This is a genomic window from Winogradskyella tangerina (assembly GCF_003260205.1).
GTDB classification, from domain to species: Bacteria; Bacteroidota; Bacteroidia; order Flavobacteriales; family Flavobacteriaceae; genus Winogradskyella; species Winogradskyella tangerina.
In genome coordinates this window covers 289,387-310,107 of the sequence record NZ_QERF01000002.1, presented here as the reverse complement: position 1 = coordinate 310,107, position 20,721 = coordinate 289,387, and the positions used below count along the sequence as shown (strand labels likewise).

17 protein-coding genes are annotated in these 20,721 nt (G+C 36.4%); 8 read left to right on the top strand and 9 right to left on the bottom strand.

The genetic code is table 11. The annotated features are described in order from the left end of the window. The first annotated feature begins 97 nt into the window (after positions 1-97). The 5 genes from DDY94_RS04085 (at position 98) to DDY94_RS04065 (ending at position 6,339) form a co-directional block, all read left to right on the top strand. A complete protein-coding gene (locus DDY94_RS04085) occupies positions 98-649 on the top strand; it encodes a hypothetical protein (protein WP_111682772.1) in 552 nt (183 codons plus the stop codon). A 24-nt stretch (positions 650-673) separates the two neighbouring features. Beyond that, a complete protein-coding gene (locus tag DDY94_RS04080; RefSeq protein WP_111682771.1) occupies positions 674-2,368 on the top strand; it encodes a hypothetical protein in 1,695 nt (564 codons plus the stop codon). Continuing rightward, the gene (locus DDY94_RS04075; RefSeq protein WP_111682770.1) at positions 2,358-3,140 is read left to right on the top strand and encodes a hypothetical protein; all 783 of its coding nucleotides are present in this window, start codon (positions 2,358-2,360) and stop codon (positions 3,138-3,140) included. The genes DDY94_RS04080 and DDY94_RS04075 overlap by 11 nt, the downstream gene beginning before the upstream one ends. A gap of 69 nt (positions 3,141-3,209) precedes the next feature. Beyond that, positions 3,210-4,865, top strand: coding sequence for a SulP family inorganic anion transporter (locus DDY94_RS04070; protein ID WP_111682769.1), 1,656 nt, complete (start codon positions 3,210-3,212; stop codon positions 4,863-4,865). 70 nt (positions 4,866-4,935) lie between these two features. After that, a complete protein-coding gene (locus DDY94_RS04065; protein WP_111682768.1) occupies positions 4,936-6,339 on the top strand; it encodes a Kelch repeat-containing protein in 1,404 nt (467 codons plus the stop codon). On the opposite strand, the gene DDY94_RS04060 is transcribed toward DDY94_RS04065, so the two are convergent. Both DDY94_RS04060 and DDY94_RS04055 read right to left on the bottom strand, forming a co-directional pair. Beyond that, on the bottom strand, positions 6,336-6,806 hold the full coding sequence (locus DDY94_RS04060; RefSeq protein WP_111682767.1) for a GNAT family N-acetyltransferase: 471 nt from the start codon (positions 6,804-6,806) through the stop codon (positions 6,336-6,338). The two genes, DDY94_RS04065 and DDY94_RS04060, sit on opposite strands and share 4 nt — an antisense overlap. After that, a complete protein-coding gene (locus DDY94_RS04055; protein ID WP_111682766.1) occupies positions 6,796-7,809 on the bottom strand; it encodes a formimidoylglutamase in 1,014 nt (337 codons plus the stop codon). The genes DDY94_RS04060 and DDY94_RS04055 overlap by 11 nt, the downstream gene beginning before the upstream one ends. 108 nt (positions 7,810-7,917) lie before the next feature. On the opposite strand from DDY94_RS04055, the gene DDY94_RS04050 reads away from it, so the two are divergent. Beyond that, positions 7,918-8,805 carry a chromosome partitioning protein ParA gene (locus DDY94_RS04050; RefSeq protein WP_111683042.1) on the top strand — a complete coding sequence of 296 codons (888 nt, stop codon included), beginning with the start codon at positions 7,918-7,920 and terminating at the stop codon, positions 8,803-8,805. A gap of 26 nt (positions 8,806-8,831) precedes the next feature. On the opposite strand, the gene hutI is transcribed toward DDY94_RS04050, so the two are convergent. The 3 genes from hutI to fumC all read right to left on the bottom strand — a co-directional run bounded on the left by hutI (position 8,832) and on the right by fumC (position 13,098). Next, a complete protein-coding gene (gene hutI / locus DDY94_RS04045) occupies positions 8,832-10,100 on the bottom strand; it encodes an imidazolonepropionase (RefSeq protein WP_111682765.1) in 1,269 nt (422 codons plus the stop codon). A 93-nt stretch (positions 10,101-10,193) separates the two neighbouring features. Next, positions 10,194-11,630 carry a T9SS type A sorting domain-containing protein gene (locus DDY94_RS04040; RefSeq protein ID WP_111682764.1) on the bottom strand — a complete coding sequence of 479 codons (1,437 nt, stop codon included), beginning with the start codon at positions 11,628-11,630 and terminating at the stop codon, positions 10,194-10,196. Between the two features lie 70 nt (positions 11,631-11,700). Then, positions 11,701-13,098, bottom strand: a complete 1,398-nt coding sequence (gene fumC / locus DDY94_RS04035) for a class II fumarate hydratase (RefSeq protein ID WP_111682763.1) — start codon at positions 13,096-13,098, stop codon at positions 11,701-11,703. A 187-nt stretch (positions 13,099-13,285) separates the two neighbouring features. On the opposite strand from fumC, the gene DDY94_RS04030 reads away from it, so the two are divergent. Beyond that, complete coding sequence (locus DDY94_RS04030; protein ID WP_111682762.1) at positions 13,286-13,765, top strand: hypothetical protein; 480 nt, start codon at positions 13,286-13,288, stop codon at positions 13,763-13,765. 105 nt (positions 13,766-13,870) lie between these two features. On the opposite strand, the gene DDY94_RS04025 is transcribed toward DDY94_RS04030, so the two are convergent. Next, positions 13,871-14,533: an ABC transporter ATP-binding protein gene (locus DDY94_RS04025; protein WP_111682761.1), complete on the bottom strand. Its 663-nt coding sequence runs from the start codon at positions 14,531-14,533 to the stop codon at positions 13,871-13,873. 42 nt (positions 14,534-14,575) lie between these two features. Further along, positions 14,576-17,083 (bottom strand): DUF5916 domain-containing protein, encoded by a 2,508-nt coding sequence (locus DDY94_RS04020; RefSeq protein ID WP_111682760.1) that lies wholly within the window; start codon positions 17,081-17,083, stop codon positions 14,576-14,578. A gap of 224 nt (positions 17,084-17,307) precedes the next feature. On the opposite strand from DDY94_RS04020, the gene DDY94_RS04015 reads away from it, so the two are divergent. Then, positions 17,308-17,586 carry a hypothetical protein gene (locus DDY94_RS04015; RefSeq protein WP_111682759.1) on the top strand — a complete coding sequence of 93 codons (279 nt, stop codon included), beginning with the start codon at positions 17,308-17,310 and terminating at the stop codon, positions 17,584-17,586. A 47-nt stretch (positions 17,587-17,633) separates the two neighbouring features. Here DDY94_RS04015 and DDY94_RS04010 read toward each other — a convergent pair whose 3' ends face one another. Together DDY94_RS04010 and DDY94_RS04005 are read right to left on the bottom strand one after the other, a co-directional pair. Next, the gene (locus DDY94_RS04010) at positions 17,634-18,218 is read right to left on the bottom strand and encodes a type 1 periplasmic binding fold superfamily protein (RefSeq protein ID WP_157957236.1); all 585 of its coding nucleotides are present in this window, start codon (positions 18,216-18,218) and stop codon (positions 17,634-17,636) included. 60 nt (positions 18,219-18,278) lie between these two features. After that, positions 18,279-20,675, bottom strand: coding sequence for a TonB-dependent receptor (locus DDY94_RS04005; protein WP_111682757.1), 2,397 nt, complete (start codon positions 20,673-20,675; stop codon positions 18,279-18,281). Positions 20,676-20,721 lie beyond the last annotated feature (46 nt).

Here is a 20,721-nt window from a genome sequence, read left to right as displayed (position 1 = left end):
GATCTATTTTGAAGGATAAATTACCTTTTGAAATCAAGGATAGTAACAAAAGTTAAGAATTTTAGACTAATTTTATAAGAACCTTAAATACAACGTCATGGGACTAGGAATCGACATTATAATTTTTGTTTCAGCCATATTATTTGGCATCTTTCTCTATTGGCGAGAGTCTAATGGAAATGGTGCATACCGATTTATCAATAAAATGATGAATAGTAAAGAACTTCAAATGAGTCCCGCAGAAACCAAGGGGTTTATTTACAAGCAACCATTTATTCCTAGATTACTATTTGTTGTAATTTCATTGCTGATCGTAGGATTGATTCTTCAGTTCTTAACACCAATAGCTGTATTTTCAAACCTATTGGCAATATCTGGTCTAGCTACTTTCGCAACAGGTACACTCATCGGAACCTACTTGGCAAATTTTGTTATAAAAACTTCAAAGGTTGTTGAAGAGAAAAGTGATTCAATAGGAGATTTACTGGGTGATGCTGTTGAAAAGGGCAAGGATTTGATCGAAGATCTCAAACCAGATAATACTTCCAAAGAAATCGAAGAGACAAAAGAAGAAATACAACCTGATCCAGAACCAGAAGTTGAAAAGAAAAGCGCTCGCGACCGGTTGAAGGATAAGGGTTTGATGTAATAAAGATTTGACAACACTATAAATATGATCAAAAATTATTGGAATAAAGGGGCTAAACAAAAACGTATCGTCGTTATTGTTGGAATATTATTAATTCTGGCGCTCTTCTTTTTTAGAGATGACTATCAACCCGTTTTATTATTTCTACGCAAGTACATTTTTATAATTCTTGTTAGTCTAATCGTTTTAATTCTTGGTTTAAGAAAATTCAGGAAAACTGCCAATGCGGGTGGACGACTAGGTATACTAGGACTATTAATTCTGTTCTTCGGACTTCTTTATTTTCTCGGTTGGAACCAAGGTCTCTATGACTATATGAAAACCTATAATGTCTTCAATAATTTGAATAAAGTAGAGATCGACGAATTACCTTTAACTCAAAACGAACGTATTCAGCCTTTAAGAAATATTTTCTCAATGGCGAATGAAAGTGTCGGTGAAACCAAGGATGTATCCCTTCCACATTTAGTAAGAATTGGTACAGAAAATAAATGGACCATGGCCATACAGCCAAGTGAAAAGTATTTCATGCAGCGTATGAGTGATAATACTGAAGAGGTGTTTTCAGTGAGTAGTACGACGCCCTTTCCTAGGTTTTCGAATGAAAATCGAATAGATATTACCTTTTCTATTGGTGAGTCTTTAATGTTTAGTAGAAACACCTATAATGCTGTAGTACAGCGTTTTAATCCTTGGATGTTATTTAATTACGAACCAAGCGATACCTTCTACATGAAGAATGACGAAGGCGAGTGGGTACAAGTAGTTAGCCTTATCAAATGGAAAGGCTTTTTCTTTCCTTATCCAACTTTTGGAGGCGTAATGATTATTGAAAATGGGGATCACGATTTTAAGGACTATATAGAACGCATTACAATCGGTAAAGGAACTTTTGTGAAACCCGAGGAGGTTAAAAACTATAAGTTCCTCACCAAACAAAATACTCTGTCTGAAAAAGTATCTCAATTACAGGCCGAATCTTTGAAGTTTTTGGGAGGGTTTAGTGATCCGCTGCCATGGAATATGGAAACAGCAGTTAAAATTCCTTTAATGCCAAAAGATCAAAACCAACAACCCTATGTTACGGATTTTGATTTTGCAGGAAGTAATTCAGATGCCTACAGTGGACTTTATCACTGGTTCGGATTGGAGCCAGTGGGCGAAGAACGTACCAGTTTAAGCTATAGTGTTTTTGTGCCTGCGGACGGCACGGATCGTTTGTATTATTATGATCATGCGACCAAAAAACAAGGATATGCCGGTGTTTCTGCCATGCCACTAAAGGTAAAAGAGTCTAGAAAAGAATACGATTGGAATGCAAGTACGCCTGTAGAATTTAGACCTTATGTAAAGGATATTGCTGGTAGAAAACGCATGTTCTTTCTAGGAACAATTTCTTCAATTAGTGATCAAAACGCACAGCAATTTGATGGTTCGGCAACGCCCGATCTAGTTCTAATTGATAGTGAATATCGTGATGTGGTTTGGATCGATGTAAAGCATCCAAGTTCTTGGGATGAAGCGGTTTACAATCAACTTAACGAAGCATGGCGTTCTGAAGAAGGTATAGGGTATTACTTTAACGAACAACCGAAGGATGAAGATCTAATTGAGCAAGCCATAGATTCATTAAAGACTATTCCAAAAGTTCAGGATAATGCTGAACAAATAGAAGCTTTACAGCGTCAAATAGATTCTCTAAAGGCAATTGGAAATTAATAACACCTTCAAAATAATTAAATCAACGAAGCTCTTCGGTTGGTCTCTGTACGAAAAAAAGGTAACCACTTTAAATACTTTACAACTCAATTTCGAGACGGTCATTTGTCAGGATATCGGTCTGTATGTTATCGGGAAATATCCCAGGTTAGAGTACGGATTTTTATCAAAATCGAGTAAATTCGATTGGCAACGTCATACTATTGATACCATAAGGCTTACGATTCTAAATCTAATCAATAATCAAGTATTAAGGTTGACTCAAGTCGAAGTTTCTGAGACATTCTTATTCAATACTTTCAAATTTCGAAAAGTCGACTACCAACTTGAAGTGGTGGATCTGCAGGCAGATAAGGATCTTTTTTCAGTTTCCGTTTATAAGGCGATTAATGAAACAAATAGAAATGAGGACGTAGGTTTAAGAACCTATATTGACAATATTATTGATAAGGTATTGCAAAAGCACGAAATGTATTTAAATCCTTCGAGGGCGTTTGTAATTGTATTGTTGCGTAAATACGCGAAGCGGTTTAAATGGATTCAGCTTATAAAGTCAAAAAAAGCATTAGGCTTAATCGATCAATATAAAGTGAAGGTCGAAGAAATATATATTCCAAGAATTGACATGCAACATAAGTCATTGTTTGATCTCGACAACAATTTATTCCGAAATAATAGCCAATATAGAGCTTTTTCACATAGCCTAAATGAAATGATTGCTAAACAAATTGACAGACGACGCCCAAACTTCGACAATGATGATTTCGACTAGAATCTAAAAATTAAATTTTAACAATAATATAGATGTCATATCTTTATGAATGTCTAATCAAACTTAATTATGAGCTCAAAATTTTACGATTTTAAATATCTAAAAGGCGATTTAACCGGCGGATTAGTTGCTGGTGTGGTCGCTTTACCATTAGCATTGGCGTTTGGTGTTCAATCTGGACTTGGTGCAATTGCCGGATTATATGGTGCTATTGCAGTAGGTATCTTTGCTGCAATTTTCGGTGGAACCGCAACACAGGCCAGTGGACCTACAGGTCCGATGACCGTTGTATCAGCTGCTTTAGTGGCGTCTGCTATTGAATTAACAGGAAGCTTAGAAGCTGCGATGCCCATCATCATCGTAACTTTTCTTATAGGTGGCGTTTTTCAAATTGTATTTGGCTTAATTAATATTGCTGGTTATGTGAAATACTTCCCATATCCGGTAGTTTCTGGGTTTATGAGTGGTGTTGGTTTGATCATTGTGATATTACAATTGTTTCCTTTTGCAGGATTAGACTCAGCAAAGTCAACCTGGTTAGTTATTCAGGATTTTCCTAGACTCTTTTCAGACTTTAATTGGCAGGCATTGGCATTAGGCGGACTCACCGTTTTGATCTATTACATATTTCCATATGTAACTAAGGTGATACCTAGTGCATTGGTAGCTTTAATCGTAGCCTCAGTAGCTAGTTATTTTCTACAATGGGATGTACCAATAATTGGTGAGATCCCTTCAGGTTTGCCATCAATTCAGGTTGATGGTATTTTTTCAATCGATGCAAGTGCTTACAGTTTAGTTGCTGAATACGCGCTTGTACTGGCTGTTTTAGGTTCAATAGATTCCTTATTGACCTCTGTAATAGCAGATAATATGACCAAGACCAAACATAACAGTAATAGAGAACTTGTTGGTCAGGGTATAGGTAATGCTATCGCCGCTATTTTTGGTGGAATTCCTGGAGCTGGAGCAACTAAAGGTACAGTAGTGAATATCAACTCTGGTGGCCGTACAAGAGTTTCTGGGACAATTCACGGTTTGTTCTTATTGGCCGTTTTATTAGGATTAGGAAAATTGGCAGGATATATTCCGCTTTCTGTTTTAGCCGGACTCTTAATTCCGATAGGTTTTAAGATTATTGATACTAAAGGTCTAAAGCATTTATTGGCCGTACCTCGAGCAGATGCTATTGTTTTGATTTTAGTGCTATTTATTACAACATTTGGGAGTCTAATTCAGGCTGTTGGAATAGGTTTATTATTGGCCTCCTTATTATTTATGAAGCGTGCAAGTGATATTGGCGAAAAAGGTTTAGAGGTAGGCACTATCGCTGGGTTTGACGGTGAAAAACCTTGGCAGGACGAGGTTGAGTTTTATAATGAATTCAAGGATAAAATTTATATAAAGCACCTTTATGGGCCCTTATTCTTTGGTTTTACCTCGCATTTTCAAGAGGAGATAAAGAATATTCCGGAAGGTGTTAAGGCATTGATCATTCGGATGGATCGTGTGCCTTATATCGATCAATCGGGCTTATATGCCTTGGAGAATGCGGTTTTAGATCTTGAGCAGCGTGATGTTCAAGTTTTATTGACCGCTATTCAGGAGCAGCCAAAAGATAAGTTGATCTCTATTGATATTGTTCCTGATTTAATTTCTGAAGAACACATTTTTGACAATATTCAAGAGGCCTTCGCTTATATAAAAACTTCGTTTAAATTATAAATTCTTTAACGCACTTTTAGGTGAAAAAGAGGTAAATTAACTGAAAATTAAACAGTTAAAAAATTGCATTATGAAGCCTCTAATCATCACGTTATGTGTTTCAATTTTTGTTGGCAATATTTCAGCTCAAACCATCAAGGGTGAGATTTCGAATAAAAATACTAACGCACCAATTGAAAATGCACACATTTACTTCAGTAAAAAGAAAGGTGCTGTTTCTGATGCTGAAGGAAAATTCAAATTCAGATATAAAGAAAAATACAACACGAACGATTCTATCTATATTTCGCATGTTGGATTTGCAACAAAAGCGATTCATATTTCAGAAGCGAAGAAAAGTAACCTTAGAATCTTTCTAGAACCTAAAGATCAACGCTTATCCGAGACTTGGATCGATGCTGGTAAGGAACTTAAAAGTAATATAGAATTTACTGAATTGACTTCACTCAGTCAGCCGTTGTTTTCATTTGCCGCCGGTATGGAAGACGATAAGATATATGTTGTTGGCGGCGAGAACTCCTATGTCTTTAGAAGAGCTATGTTTGTGCGAGACGTGGCGGCTACCCGGTTTCTTGTCAATCAGCCAAATCCTGTTTTCGATCTTAATTTTAGAAATTATCTTGAAGGTTTGCGAATGGCACCCAGCGGTCAGGAGCAATTTTCGAGTAGCTTAATGGTTTATGATATTCCAAATGATTCCTGGGAAGTATCGGATATTGAATTTAGAAAACGCAGCGGTCATAACCTTCATATCTATGATGATGACATTTATGTTTTTGGAGGTAAACGACCAGTTTCAACCGGAAAAAAATACCTCGATCATGTAGTTGAAGTCTATAATACAGATACGAACAAGGTAAGATTAGATGAAACCAACCCAAATCAAGCTGTAAACTTTGCGTCGTTTCTTTACAATGACTACCTCATAACTCTTGGTGGGATTAAGAAGATTAATAAAAACGGTAGCAGAAAATATTCTGAAGATATTTATTTCTGTAATTTGAAAACAGGGTATTGGTACAAACTTGGAGAGATGCCAAACCCTAAGGAAACTAAAGGAATTTTAGTGAAAGACAAGATCTATTTAGTGGGCGGATTTAATGGTTTTGCATTAACAAGTATTGAAAGTTTTGATCTTATTACTGGAGAATGGAAACAAGAAGGTGAGTTGTTCCAAGGAATGGAAAGACCGGGATTGGCTTATAGTAAAGGCACTATTTATATCTACAACGATGGAAGAATCTTAACCTATAATTTACAAACCGGAATTTTGAATGAATATAAAATTAGACTCAACCTGAAGTATGCGGAGCTATTTTATAACGACGGTAAACTGTATATTCTCGGCGGTTATAAACAAGACCTTTATTCTGATGAGCCTTCAAGTGGTTTATATAGTATTGATATCAACGAGTTTTATAAAACTAAGATCAATAATTCTAAAAAGATCAAATGGTTTGAAGACAGGTCTTAGTTTTTAAATTCTAACAACATCTTAATGTCCGAACGATTGTAAGGACTGTTTTTTTCAAGCTCTAATTCTTTAAATCCGTATTTTCTGTAAAGATATATCGCATTTTCTAAACGTGTGTTAGAGTAGAGCAGAAGGGCTTTCAATTCTTTAGTCTTAGCAAACTTGATGCAATATTTTAGAATTTGTTGTCCGATTTTTTGGCCACGGACATTTGGCGAAACGGCCATTTTTGTTAGTTCCAATATACCTTTTTGGTCCGTTGGCATAAGGGCAACAGTTCCTACAACTTTATCTTCTTTTAAAGCGAAGAATATATAACCACCTTTGTTAATAATGTAAATTTCAGGTTTGCTTAAAACCTCCTCATCAAAGGGCTCCACATAGAAATACGTTTTTAACCATTCAATGTTTAAATCATAGAAATCGCTAGCAAATTTGTCTTTGTAATCAATAATTTCAATGGTCATTTGCTCTAATAAAATCTGTTATCAAGTAACTAATGAGTTTACCGACTTTCTGCATTGATTTTTTGCGTGGAGCGGCTTCACAAATGTGTAAATAGCCAACGTTTTTATGTTGTCCAAAGTAGTGTACAAATTGTCGGGCATCCTTAACACTAAAACCACTGGGTGTTTGGGCACTACTAGGTATATTTTCAATGGCATCGCAATCGATCTCCAATCCAAAATGTTTTCCTGAAACAAAGTTCAAAGCGCGTTCCATTTCAGAATTAAAGTCGAGTTCATTTCTAACGGCCATACTTTCGTAGGTGTTATATTTAATAGACTTAATCTTCTTTAGTGTTTTGAACAGCTTTTCTGAAGTATAGTTTTCGTGCACACCAAAAACGAAGTAATTTTTCAAGAATCCTTCTGCATAGGCATAACTAAAACCATTTCCGCTATGTCGACCTTCTTCAGGTCTAAAATCGGTATGTGCATCAAAGTTCACAGCATTAACCAAATCATTCTTCGCAAGCGACAAGCCTTTAATATTACCGTAGGCATTATTGTGGCCACCACCAATGATTATCGGAGTTTTCCCTGCTTTTACTATCGAAGAAACAAGAAAAGTCACATCTTTATCTATAGATTCAACTAGCTGCCGCGCTTTTGAGATTGACTTTTTAGTCGGTTCTTGTTTTACAATCTCACATGCGTTACTATAATCTAAATACCCAAGAATAAGAACGCGTTTAGCCTTTGTAAAACTATTACTTTGAATATTTAATAAAAAATTTATGGAAGCCTCCCATGCTCTGTAAGCCCCTGTTTTACCATGGTTTGCGTAAACTCCAATATCTTCTGCGATACCAAAAATGACATGGTCAACATCTAAATTGCTAATGTCTTCGTATATGTTATTGAGGTTAGTTAATAACTGAACATGTTCTCCAAATTTAGATTCTCCTTTACGAGTATTTAAGAGCGCATCGCGATCTTTTGAAGAAAATAATACGAGATTTTGCATTTGGACAAATAATGAAAATTGAAAATAAAAATACAGCTTTATTTATTTAATTCTGTTTTTTCAATTATTTTAAAACAAAGAAATTACAATAACTTAAAACTAAAAATTATGGAAGGATCACAAAAATCAAACATTGGTCTAAAAGTAGGGTTAGGAATACTATTAATACTGTTTTTAGGATCAGCATTTGTTGCATCTAAATTTTATTCTGAAGGTAAAGAGCAAGAAAAAGAGCTCATTTCTGAAAAGCAACAAGTCATGAATGATCTTAATAACATGGCGAAGCAATACGATCAGGCAATTGCTGCCAGCGAGATCAAAGATCAGGATCTTATCGAGGCTAGAGAACGTATTCAAGGTTTAATGGATTCGCTTAAAGTTTCACAGAATAGCGTGAACAGCCTATTTAGATACAAGAAGAAGTTTTTGGTCTTACAAGAAGAAATGGACGAGCTTTTAGCTGAAAACGATCGTCTTAAAGTAGAAAATGAGTATTTGGCAACTTCGCTTGATAGTACTCAAGTTCAGTTAGCCGAGCGTACGGTATTTACGGATTCATTATTAGTGCAGAATACAGAACTAGCAAATGTTGTTGAAGATGCAGCAGCCTTGCAAACTGTAGGCTTAGTAGGTATGGGTGTAATTGAAAGAAGCAGTGGAAAGCAAATCCCTACAGAACGTGCACGTAGAAGCGATAAAATTAAAGTTTGTTTTACAGTTGCTAAAAATAAATTAACCGAAGCAGGTGATAAAGAATTATACGTTCAGGTGATCGATCCTAACAATAATGTTCTAGGTTCGAATAACCAAGTACAGTTCGATGATCAGGTATTGAATTACAGTTTGATCAGTCGTTTCAACTATGAGAATAGAAACCTAAATATTTGTGAATATATTTCACAACCGAACGATTCAAAATTTGAAAAAGGCAGATACCAAATAAGTGTATTTAACGATAAAGAATTGATTTCTTCCTCAGAATTTATTCTGAAATAAAAACTATTCGTTTAATTGATTGATAGCTAAATCCGGAAGTTTTCTTCCGGATTTTTTATATCCTTAAGTTGACCGTTGATGACGATCTGCTCCACAGGATTGTGTGCAAAAGCATAAGGTATTTCATTATAATGTTCAAGCGGTTTTGTAATAATGACATTAGCCTTTTTACCTCTTGTTATACTGCCGTACATATTACTGATTCCCATGGCATAAGCGCCATTGATCGTGGCGGCATTGATTGCTTCTTCTGGTGTCATTTTCATTTTAATACATGCGGCGCCTACAACAAAATTCATGTTTCCACTTGGCGCTGAACCCGGATTATAATCTGTTGCTATCGCTATCGGTATTCCCGCATCGATAAGCTTGCGTGCCGGAGTATAGGGTATTCCTAAAAAATACGAGCATCCAGGTAATGCTACCGGCATAGTAGATGATGGTTTTAAAGCATTAATGTCGTCGTCATTTAATTCTTCTAAATGATCGACTGAGAGCGCATTATATTTTACGCCTAAGGCTACTCCGCCGAGTATATTAAATTGATTCACATGAATCTTTGGTCGCATGTTGTGATCTTTACCAGCTTTCAGAATGGCTTCGGTGTCTTTGAGATCAAAATAACCTTTCTCACAAAAGACATCTATAAAATGGGCAATATTTAATTTTGCTGCCTTCGGAATGAGTTCTTCAGTAATCAATTTGATGTAGTCCTCTTTTTTATCGCGATAGTCATCTGGTATAGCATGTGCTGCAAGGAGTGTTGGTTTAATAAGCGCCAAGCTTTCCTGCTTAATACGTTTAATAACACGAAGCATTTTTAGTTCGGCGTCAACCGTGAGTCCGTAACCTGTTTTTATTTCGAAAGCACCTGTACCCATTCTAATGAGTTCTTCGAGGCGATCCATGGATTGGTCGTACAGATCGGCTTCAGAGGTCTCTTGAAGCACCTTGGCCGAATTCAATATTCCGCCACCGCGTTCAGCAATTTCGGCATAGCTCAATCCTTTTATCCGGTCTACAAACTCTGAAGTTCTATTTCCTGCGTAGACAATATGTGTATGCGAATCGCACCAAGAAGGTAGTACAATTCTTCCTGTAGCATCAACAACAGTTTCGGCTTCAATACCCTCACAATCCACCATTTCTCCATATTCAATGATGGTATCGTGCTCTATATATAGATAGGCATTTTCTAGTACAGTTAGCGTCTTCATTTCCTCACCTTTTAGTACCAAAACATTGTGATCGTGAACCTGAAGTAGTTGCTTAATATTTGTGATGAGAATAGACATAAGATTGGCTTTTTGTAAAGTTGCCTATTTTTTTCGAATAAAAAAAACGTCAGCACAAAGCACTGACGTTTAGAAATATAATTTTTAAGGCGATTAGTTTTTGATAAACTTAGTTACAAATTCGTCATTAATTTTTAAGGTGTATAATCCTTTAGCCAATTTTGAGACATTCAAAGGAAAACTAGGATTATGGGCTTTTATTGCTATGGTCTTTCCTAAAATGTCGGTGATTGTTACATCAATTTCACTAACGTTGAGCCCTTCAAAATATAAAAGTTCAGTCGTCGGATTTGGATATATTCTGAAATCTATCAGTTCAATGTCATCGACATTTAAGGACTCCAATAAATTTTCAAAATAATTGAGATCATCCTGATTATAGGCGCAACTGGCAATGTCATTATCGCCATCATCATCAAAATCATTAATAGTATAGACAAAAGCCTGACTTTGCGTATCATCGATAACGGTTTCAGAACCAAAACTTCCAGAGCCATTATTTTTAAACCATACTAGATCATTCCCTGCGCCTGCAGTACCGCTGCTCAAAATGATATCATTGAGTCCGTCATTGTCTACATCTTTAAATTGTGCAACGGCTGGATTATTTATGCTGGTTGTAAAAACGGTTTCAGTAAAGCCAGACCCGTTATCTTCATACCAGTAGAGATTACCTGTTGAAGGCGAACAGGTTCCACACGAAACTTCAGTTGCCAATATATCGAGATTTGAATCCCCGTCTAGATCTTCAAAATTAGCATTGAAGATTCCAATTTTTCCTGTAGTTACTGAGGCCGCATCTTTAGTGAATAAAACAGTACCACCTGGTACTAAATCATTTCTAAAGATCTCGATTGCGTCAGAAGAATAATTTGCGGTGGCTACAACTGCGTCTAAATCGCCATCACCGTCGATATCCTTCATATTTATAACTCCCGGCGCATTGAGTGTATTATCGATACTACTATTGGTAGGAACAGAGAAGTTTCCGGAGCCATCATTCGACAACCAAAATACTTCCCCATCAACAACAGAAGTTACTGCGACGTCGATAGTAGACCCAGCATCAATAGTGCCAGCAAATAAACCACTCATACCATCAAATGCATTGGTAATAAGTTGCTCTGACCCGAAATTGCCACTGCCATCATTTTGAAACCATACTAATGCTGATGGTGTTCCATAACCCGCAGCATAACTTCCAAAGCCAACGGCTAGGATATCTAAATCGGTATCGCTATCTAAATCTACGAGCTTAATGCCAACAATATTGGTGAGTGAGTTGGTAATCGCCGTTTGTTTTACAAAGGTGCCATCACCATTGCCCTTATACCATACGATAATATGATCGGCATCAGTGCCGATGAGTATATCGAGGTCGGTGTCGTTATCGATCAATCCAGAGGCAATAGTATAAGGATTATTGCCTGTAAGTGCGTCGATTGTCGATTTAGTTTCCCATACGGTTTGGGCGCTTATGCTGAGGGAAAAAAGGAGCATAAGTGCAACAGAAAGTAAAGATAATTTCATAAACAAGAATTAATTAGTCAACGTAGTAAAATTACCACAATAATTCCTGAATATGGTTAAAATCAAACCTTTATTTTAGACTTCCTACCATATCTTCTGGTTTCACCCATTCGTCGTATTCTTCGGGAGTGACATAGCCAAGATTAATGGCTTCTTCCTTTAAGGTAGTTCCGTTTTTGTGCGCTGTGTTTGCGATCTCTGCAGCTTTGTAATAGCCAATCTTAGTGTTTAATGCCGTTACCAGCATTAAAGAATTATTAAGTAATTGCTTAATCACAGCGTGGTTAGGCTCAATTCCGATAGCACAGTTTTGCTCAAAACTCACACAGGCATCACCAATTAGTTGTGCCGACTGTAAAATATTTGCAGCCATCATAGGTTTGAACACATTTAGTTCATAATGTCCTTGTGTACCTCCAACAGTCACGGCAACATCATTACCTATAACTTGGGCACAAACCATAGTTAATGCTTCACATTGTGTTGGATTTACTTTGCCAGGCATAATTGAACTTCCTGGTTCATTAGCGGGAATGATAATCTCTCCAATACCAGAGCGCGGACCAGAAGCCATCATTCTAATATCATTGGCAATTTTATTTAGAGACACCGCCAACTGTTTTAAGGCGCCATGAGTTTCAACAATCGCATCGTGTGCTGCTAAAGCTTCAAATTTGTTCTCTGCCGTTACAAAAGGTAAGCCCGTAAAATCTGCAATGTATTTAGCCACCAATACATCATATCCTTCAGGCGTATTGAGCCCGGTGCCAACAGCAGTACCACCTAAAGCCAATTCACTTAGATGAGACAAAGTATTTTCTAAAGCTTTTAGTCCATGGTCTAATTGAGACACATAACCTGAAAACTCCTGACCTAAAGTTAGTGGTGTGGCATCCATAAGGTGGGTACGACCGATCTTCACACAGTCTTTGAATTCAATGGCTTTATTGTGTAGTGTATTTCGTAACTGAATTACACCTGGAATGGTTGTTTCTACGACCTTTTTGTAAGCAGCAATGTGCATTCCGGTAGGGAAGGTGTCGTTAGAAGATTGCGATTTATTAACGTCGTCATTTGGCTGAATAGTTTTTTCACCTTCACCGATCACTTTTCCTGCAATTTGGTGTGCACGGTTGGCGATGACCTCATTAACATTCATATTACTTTGCGTCCCAGAACCCGTTTGCCAGATCACTAAAGGGAACTGATCATCGTGCTGTCCGTCTAGGAGCTCATCACATACCTGACCGATAAGATCGCGTTTATCTTTATCTAAAACGCCTAATTCACAATTAGCATAAGCAGCAGCTTTCTTAAGGTAGGCAAAACCGTAAACCACTTCTAATGGCATAGAAGCTGGTGCTCCAATTTTGAAGTTATTTCGAGAACGTTCGGTTTGTGCACCCCAAAGCTTGTCGGCAGGTACTTTAACCTCGCCCATAGTATCTTTTTCTATTCTGTATGACATGATTATTTATGTTTTTAAAGAACTACAAAATTACAGATTTTGCAGTTTTAAAAGCTGAAGATTGTCATAATAATTTTAGAGGATTCTAGATCGAAAAATAAGTAGTTCTACGTATTGGTTCATTTATTTTTACGCCATAATTTTAGCCAAGAATAAAATTATTATCTTAAGTTTTGTTAAAAATAATATGAAAGTCTTATTAACTCTTGTCTTCTTAGTCTTAAGTCTCAATGTAACAAGCGCACAAACCACTGACAAAGACACGTTAACTTCTTCTGAATACAAACTAAAATCAGAATACAATGTTATGACTGATATTAAGTTAGAAACTCGAGGACGTTATAAAAACACTAAAAAATATCGACTTATCGAGGAAGGCATATATCTTGACCTTAATGAAACGGATAGTTTTAAATACAGAATGACGATATCTTACAATCAGGTTATTGTTACTACTGATCAATATCCTTTAGAAGATATTTTAGATGAATATTTATTATATGTATCACACGAATTCAAATCTAAAAAGGATACCTTTAAAATTGAATTAGGCGGTGATCTTGAAGACCTCAAAAGAGCAAAAAATGATCTCATTGGTAAAAAAGTCTTCAATCGTGATTATGTTGGTGAAGACGGGAAGATCTATGTGAAACTTGTGGTTGAGTGATAGTCTGCTCTAGTAAAACGTAAATTAATTGAAATAGAAGGCGAGAAGTATTTCAGAAAAAATAATTAAGAAGTAATGGGTATAGAATAAAATGAGCGCTCAGATTTAACCTACCATTTTACCATCGATCATTGTTAGTTTGCGATCGGCCATGTTTGCTAAATCCTGATTGTGCGTAACAATCACAAAGGTTTGCTTAAACTCGTCCCTTAGTTTAAAGAAAAGCTGATGTAATTGTTCGGCGGATTCGCTGTCTAAATTTCCAGATGGTTCGTCGGCAAAAATAATATTCGGTTGATTGATCAATGCTCTTGCCACGGCAACTCGTTGTTGCTCACCACCAGACATGCTATTGGGTTTATGATTTATGCGATCACTAAGTCCTAAATAATCCAACAATTCCTTAGCGCGCTTTTCAGCTTCCGCTTTTGATGTATTATTTATAAAGGCAGGAATACAAACATTCTCTAATGCAGTAAACTCTGGTAATAACTGATGAAACTGAAATATGAAACCAATGTGTTGATTTCTAAATTTCGCTAATGCTTTATCATTAAGTGCTTTAACGGATTGCCCGTTGATGATGAGTTCGGTATCTGATTTGTAGTCTGGTTTATCGAGGGTGCCTAAAATCTGTAACAACGTCGTTTTACCAGCCCCAGAAGCCCCGACTATAGAGATGATTTCACTTTCAGAAATTTGAAGATCTACACCTTTTAAAACGTGAAGGTCTTTATAAGATTTATGAATATTTGTCGCATTAATCATACAAAAGCGAAAATACTATTTTAATACGAAATGCACTATTAATTATGGTAAGGTATTAAACGGACGCGTGGTATTAAACATCGTTGCCTGTCCGTTTTGCTTTTTTTGTTTCTTTTTGAATATAGACTTCACATTATTAAAATCAATGAAGTATTGTATACGCAATGAAAAGATATTTTGCATCGGTTGACGGAGAAGTAAGTCCAGACTTTCTGAAAAACCATCTTCAGAATTTTCGTCAAAATTAAAGATCTGGTTTCGGTATAGTGCCGTTAAAAAACTACCCGGCGCAAATTGCCATGAGTAGCTTAAATCTACATTCCAAGTACTGAAATTAATATTTGGATCATCTACATTATCTAAGTTAAATCCGGACGCTGTTGTTAGACGGCCGTTATCTAATAGGGTGAATAATTCATAATCGTAGTTTACCGTGTCCCAGTAATGTCTGAAGGTTAACCCTAAGGTATGAAATGGATTAAACGTAAAACTACCAGATAAGGTATTTGTTACGATCTTACGGTTACGCTCACCAAGAATAGGTTCATCGTTTACGGCTGTAGCATAACCACGATCTCCGTTTCTTTGGTTGAAGTCAAATCCATAAACCAATAATAACTTGTCAGAAACCCTAACTCTTGGTTCGATATTAAAATTATAATTGAAAAGATCACGACCTTCTTCAAATAGTGTGGCAACATTTGCTCTAACGTCAATAGCAAAAACACGATTGTAATTTGTGGAGATCCATCCGCCTGTGCTTACAAAATTTTCAAAAATAAACGGACGCCCATCGCGCGATTCGAAGAAATCATACTGCTTTCCAGGTTCGATATTTAATCGGAATCCGTAGGCGTCTAATTTTCTCGAAATAGCTCTGTAACCACCACCGAAATTGAAACGCGAAAAGGTATTTGGTCTTACGAGACGTCTATAATTAGCAAAAAAGTTCAAACGGTAATTGTTCAATTTTCCAGAAGGCTCAAATGTTTGATATGAAAAGTCTATTCCGAAATCGTTTCGATTATTTCTGAAATTCAGTCCAAGATCATTTATTTCATATTTGGTATCTGAAAAGCTATGGTCAAAACTATACCTGAAATTACCTGCCACTTTTCCGACAAACATAAAGGTGTTAAAACCGGTTTCTGTTGGAGCATTCTGATAATTCACATTACTCATTCGTAATGCCGTATCAAAGCGATATGTATTTTTCTTATTTACTAAGTTAGCCACCAATGCCGTAACATTACCGTCTCTAAATTCACCTTCACGCATCACATTTGTGTTAATGATACTTATGGCCGAATTTCCTCCAAACTGTTTATCAACAACCAGAATATTATAATTGGCAAATGGTTCTACAACCTCACTTCGAGTCTCACCTGTATCGGTATTCCTAATTGTGGCTTCAGTCTTTTCAGTAATAGCATTGAAAATACCTAGACCCCAACCGTCTTTTGTACGCCCGGAAACTTTTAATGCATTTAGAACTTTCACTTCATTAGGAACATCTGCCTCTTCGTTATCGGCAAGATCTAGTTGTCCGGTCGGAGCACTACCTACACGCCTCGAGAAGAACAATCCACCTTTAGAAAACAGATCAACACCTTCTGTGAAGAATTGCCGTTGTTCAGCAAAGGTCTGCTCAAATGGCCCTAGATTCAATACAAGATTATCAAAGCCAGCTTGGCTAAAGTCGGGTATTAGTGTCGCATCTAGGGTAAAGTTATCGGTGATGCCGTATTTTACATCCATTCCTAGTCTTAGAGTGGTTTCGGTTTCGCCATCAAAATTATCTAAGATTCCTGTGGAGAATGGATAAAAAATTAAGCGTGTTGGTGGTTTAAGACCACTAAGGCCGTCTAATTCTCCGTGATACAACCCTATGTTTCCCTTGGTTGGATCAATAGGATTCCAGGTGTATTGTGATCGGTCTCGTCTAAAGTGTCTATGAAATTGGAGTCCCCAAATCGGATTCTCTTCTTCGGCAAAACGCAAGGTACGATAAGGTATTTCAATTTCTAAGCTCCAGCCATCATCGTTCATTTTAACCGCACTTTGCCAAACGGCATTCCAACTAAAGTCTTCTCCAATACTTGGGTTAGCAATGGCATCAGCTTGTTGTCCCGAACTAAACACAAAGAACTGTGTGTCGTTTTGGGCATCATTATTCGGATTGAAAACCACTGCAAAAAAATCGGTTTGTCCAAAATTATCACGATTAACCAATTGCTTCATAATCAACTCTGGGTCGTCATATAAATAGGCTGCCACATAAATGGCCTTATCGTCATAGGCTAATTTAACTTCTGTACGTTGTTCGTTAGGGAGTGCATTTCCAATTTCTGGTCTAAATTGAATAAAATCTCTGGCAATATCAGCGTTTTGCCATATAGCTTCATCTAAAACCCCATCGATCTTTGGCTTTTGATTAGTCCGTTCAATATTCAATAACTTCTTATCTGGTGTAGGAATACTATCCTGTTGTGCCAGGCCTAGGCAAGTTATACAAAGGCTAAATAAGATTAATAAAGAACGTAGGTTCATAGAGATTTGATTGATGAATTAACTAACTGTTGCTATAAAGATGAATTGTTAATTGGTTTGTTGCACTTTTGCGTTGCAAAACTACACTCATACATGAAGCACTGCTCTTAACTAAACGTTAAAAAGGTTTAAGGTATGTTAAGAAAATTTTGACGATTTGTCGGAGCAATAAATTTGGAATACTTATTGTTATTGTCTTAATGAATTAATACTAAAACTGTTAGATGAATAAATATACTAAATTGGCCTTAGGGCTACTTTTTGATAGCTTCGGATTTGTATCCTTTTTCATACCTGGAATAGGAGAGTTCTCTGATGTTATTTGGGCACCATTGTCTGCTTACTTAATGACGAGACTCTATAAGGGTAAGCAAGGTAAAGTTGCGGCGGTTGTAGCTTTTGTTGAAGAAGCGCTGCCGTTTATGGATGTTATACCAACATTCTCATTAATGTGGTTATACACCTATGTTCTAAATCCCGAAAAGAAATTAACTAAAGCATAAAAAAAGCACTCCAATTGGAGTGCTTTTTTCTTTTAGCAAGTTTAAGATTAGTTGATAACTACACCTGTAAAAGTGATATTGAAATCTTCAGAACCTCCTGTTGCAGATCCAAATTCGTTTGAATCATCTACTGAAGTTGGTTCGTGAATTAATCTGATTTGTAAGTTACCAGTTCCTGCAGAGTTAGCAACCCAAGTAGTATTTACACCTAAGTTACTTCCGTCAGGACCAGGAACGTCATCAGCATCTCTAGTCATTGTCATATCAAGACCATTTACTGCATAAGCAAAAAAGTGCTCATCAGCTTCTGGAATGATATCACCGTTTAATACATCTTCAGCTGGATTTTCAGAAGTATTCAATAAACCAAGCGATAATGAATAGGTAACACCGGCTGTAAAGTTTCCTGTAATAGTTTCTGTAGACATACCATCTTCTAAACCATCAGCAGCAAAACTGTTTAATACAACGAAATCCAAAGGATTAGCGTTATTAACGAAAGTTAGCGTTAAGGTTGTAATGATCTCTTCTTCATTTACTGGAGCCGGATCGTCATCATCTGAACATGATGTGAATGATGTTACCAATGCTAAACAAAGTAGCGCCTTTACAAAAAATTTGGTCGTTTTCATGTTTTTTAAATTTTGATTATTGATTTTCATTGTTTTAATTTTTTAAATGATTTTTATTTTTTAATAATTAAGTTGAATTTGTAAGCTTATATTTCGTCCGAGTTCATCAGCAAAAAAGCGTAGACGATTTAAATAATTTCTGTATGATGTGTCAAAAATGTTATTCACAGAAAGGCTAACATTCAATTTTGTTTTTTCGCTAAGATCGAATGTAGCTTCACTATAAAAATGTAATAGATGATAGGCTGGAGGAGGCGTACTTATATCGAGAAGTACCATTTCTCCGCTTAGTTCATCTTCGACTTCAAAATTGAAATCTGGGAATTCATTTTGTTCAAATACCCATTCTGATTTTAGACTCGCTGAAAAGTTATTCCACTTGCTGTTCGTATAACGAATTTGATTGATGGTACTAAATGGTGGAATATCAATTAGAGGCAAGTCGGTTTCTTTATCATAACCTTTAGTTAATGATGATTTATTTTGAAATTGCCAAGCATCTGTAATATCGTAAGTTACTGTTAGATCAATACCGTAAAGTTGGGCGTCAGTTTGTTGGTATTCCCAAATTGGAAATGGTCCTCTTCCTGTAAGAACAAAATCGAAAGGGCGGAGATAAATAAAGTTATTTATCCTATTATAAAAGACTTCAGACAACAGTCTAAACCTCGTACTATTATAACTATAAGTAAGGGACACTCTATTTGATACTTCTTTGCCAAATCTCAAATCTCCAAGCTCGAATCTTGCAGCCGAATGGTGTAAACCGTCGCTAAATAATTCAGAAGGATTTGGTGGTCTGCTTGCTAGACTATAATTGAAAAGAATCTGATTATAATTATCAAGATCTAATTTTGCACCAGCCGATGCAGAAAAATTATGATAATTGAATACAGGATTGGTTAGAAGCTGCGTCGGTAATTCTTCAATAATAATATCAGAAAAATCCTCATCGTAACCACGCTCTTCCCATCGTGATATTAAATAGAATTTTTTAGCATCGATGCGGCTAAAATCGTAACGAACACCTGCATCTAAGATGAGATCATCGTTTAATTGCCACTCTGTCGTTCCATAAATTCCAAAGTCATATTTGTCATAATCAGGAATTAATCGACGAACACCTGTATCTGGATCGGCAAAGTTATTCTGATAGCGGCCCATTATACCAAAATTATATTTACGCTCTAAGTTCGAATCTAAACTTGCATCAGCAAGCAAAGAATGCGTTTGTAGCGTTAAATCGATGGCAGGGATGTTTCGTCTATCTCCAATTCTAACATCAAATTCTAAGCGTTGATTATACTGATAATCGTATTGAACGCTCACTTTTCCAAAACCTTGGAATCTTCGATAATAATTGGCCTTTGCAAGATGATGTGTAATGTCTTGCTTTGGTGCATTAATATCATAACTGAAATCTTCAATTAGAAGTGGCTGACCCGAATTAATGGCGCGTTCAATATCAAATACACTTCCAATGTGCGAGGCGCCTAAGATACCGATCTCGTTATTTAAATAGCTATAATAAAATTCAAAACCGGACTCAAAATTCCTTTTTCCAAGCCGTGTAGAAAATCCCTTAGAATCGAGTCCGGTATTAGTGAGGTTATAATCGGGTGCTCTGAAGTCACCGTTACGTTTATATGATGCTTGCAATTGCGCAAACCAACCTGAACTATAATTTTTTGTGAGCGTTGACGTGATGTTGTAACCACGGCCATTTGTATGACCTCCCAAAATAGTTCTACCGTATAACGTATCCTTGTTAATAATCCTGCCGGGTTTCAAAACAACAACTCCACCAACAGCGTCACCGCCATAGGCTAATGCCCCAGAACCTTTAATCACAGATATTTGTCCAGCATTGTTGATATCAATATTTGGTGCATGTTCTATACCCCATTCTTGATCTTGCTGACGAACACCGTTATTCATAATTAAAATTCTACTACTATGAAGTCCGTTTATTAATGGTTTTACTATTGTGTTTCCGGTATTAATAGATGATACGCCTGGTACTTCCTTTAAAGCATCTCCCAAACTTAGACTGCTATAGCGTTCTAGAACATCAGTTTTTATGATTGTTTCTTGAGCCGTCTGAGTTGTTTTATTTTCTTTAGCCCTTAAGGCAACCTCGTTAAGTTCTTCTATATGATGTTCAAGGGAGATACTTTTAAATAAGTCTCCTTCAATCATGTAGGATACGGTCTTTGTTTCACAACCTATATGAGATATAACTAAGATAATTTGACCTTTACATAGGTTTTCGATCTTAAACTTTCCATTGTTATCTGATGCCACATATTTATTCAAATTTTGAATATATACTGTTGCACCTACAATTGGAGTATTGTCGTGAAAGTCTCTAATTTCGCCCAAAAACACAGAATCGCATTTTTGAGTGAAACCTATTTGAAAACAAAATAAGGTTACAAATAAAGCACTAAGCTTCATGGGATATTTATAATACAGTGACCTAAGCACATTAGCGCTTAGTATA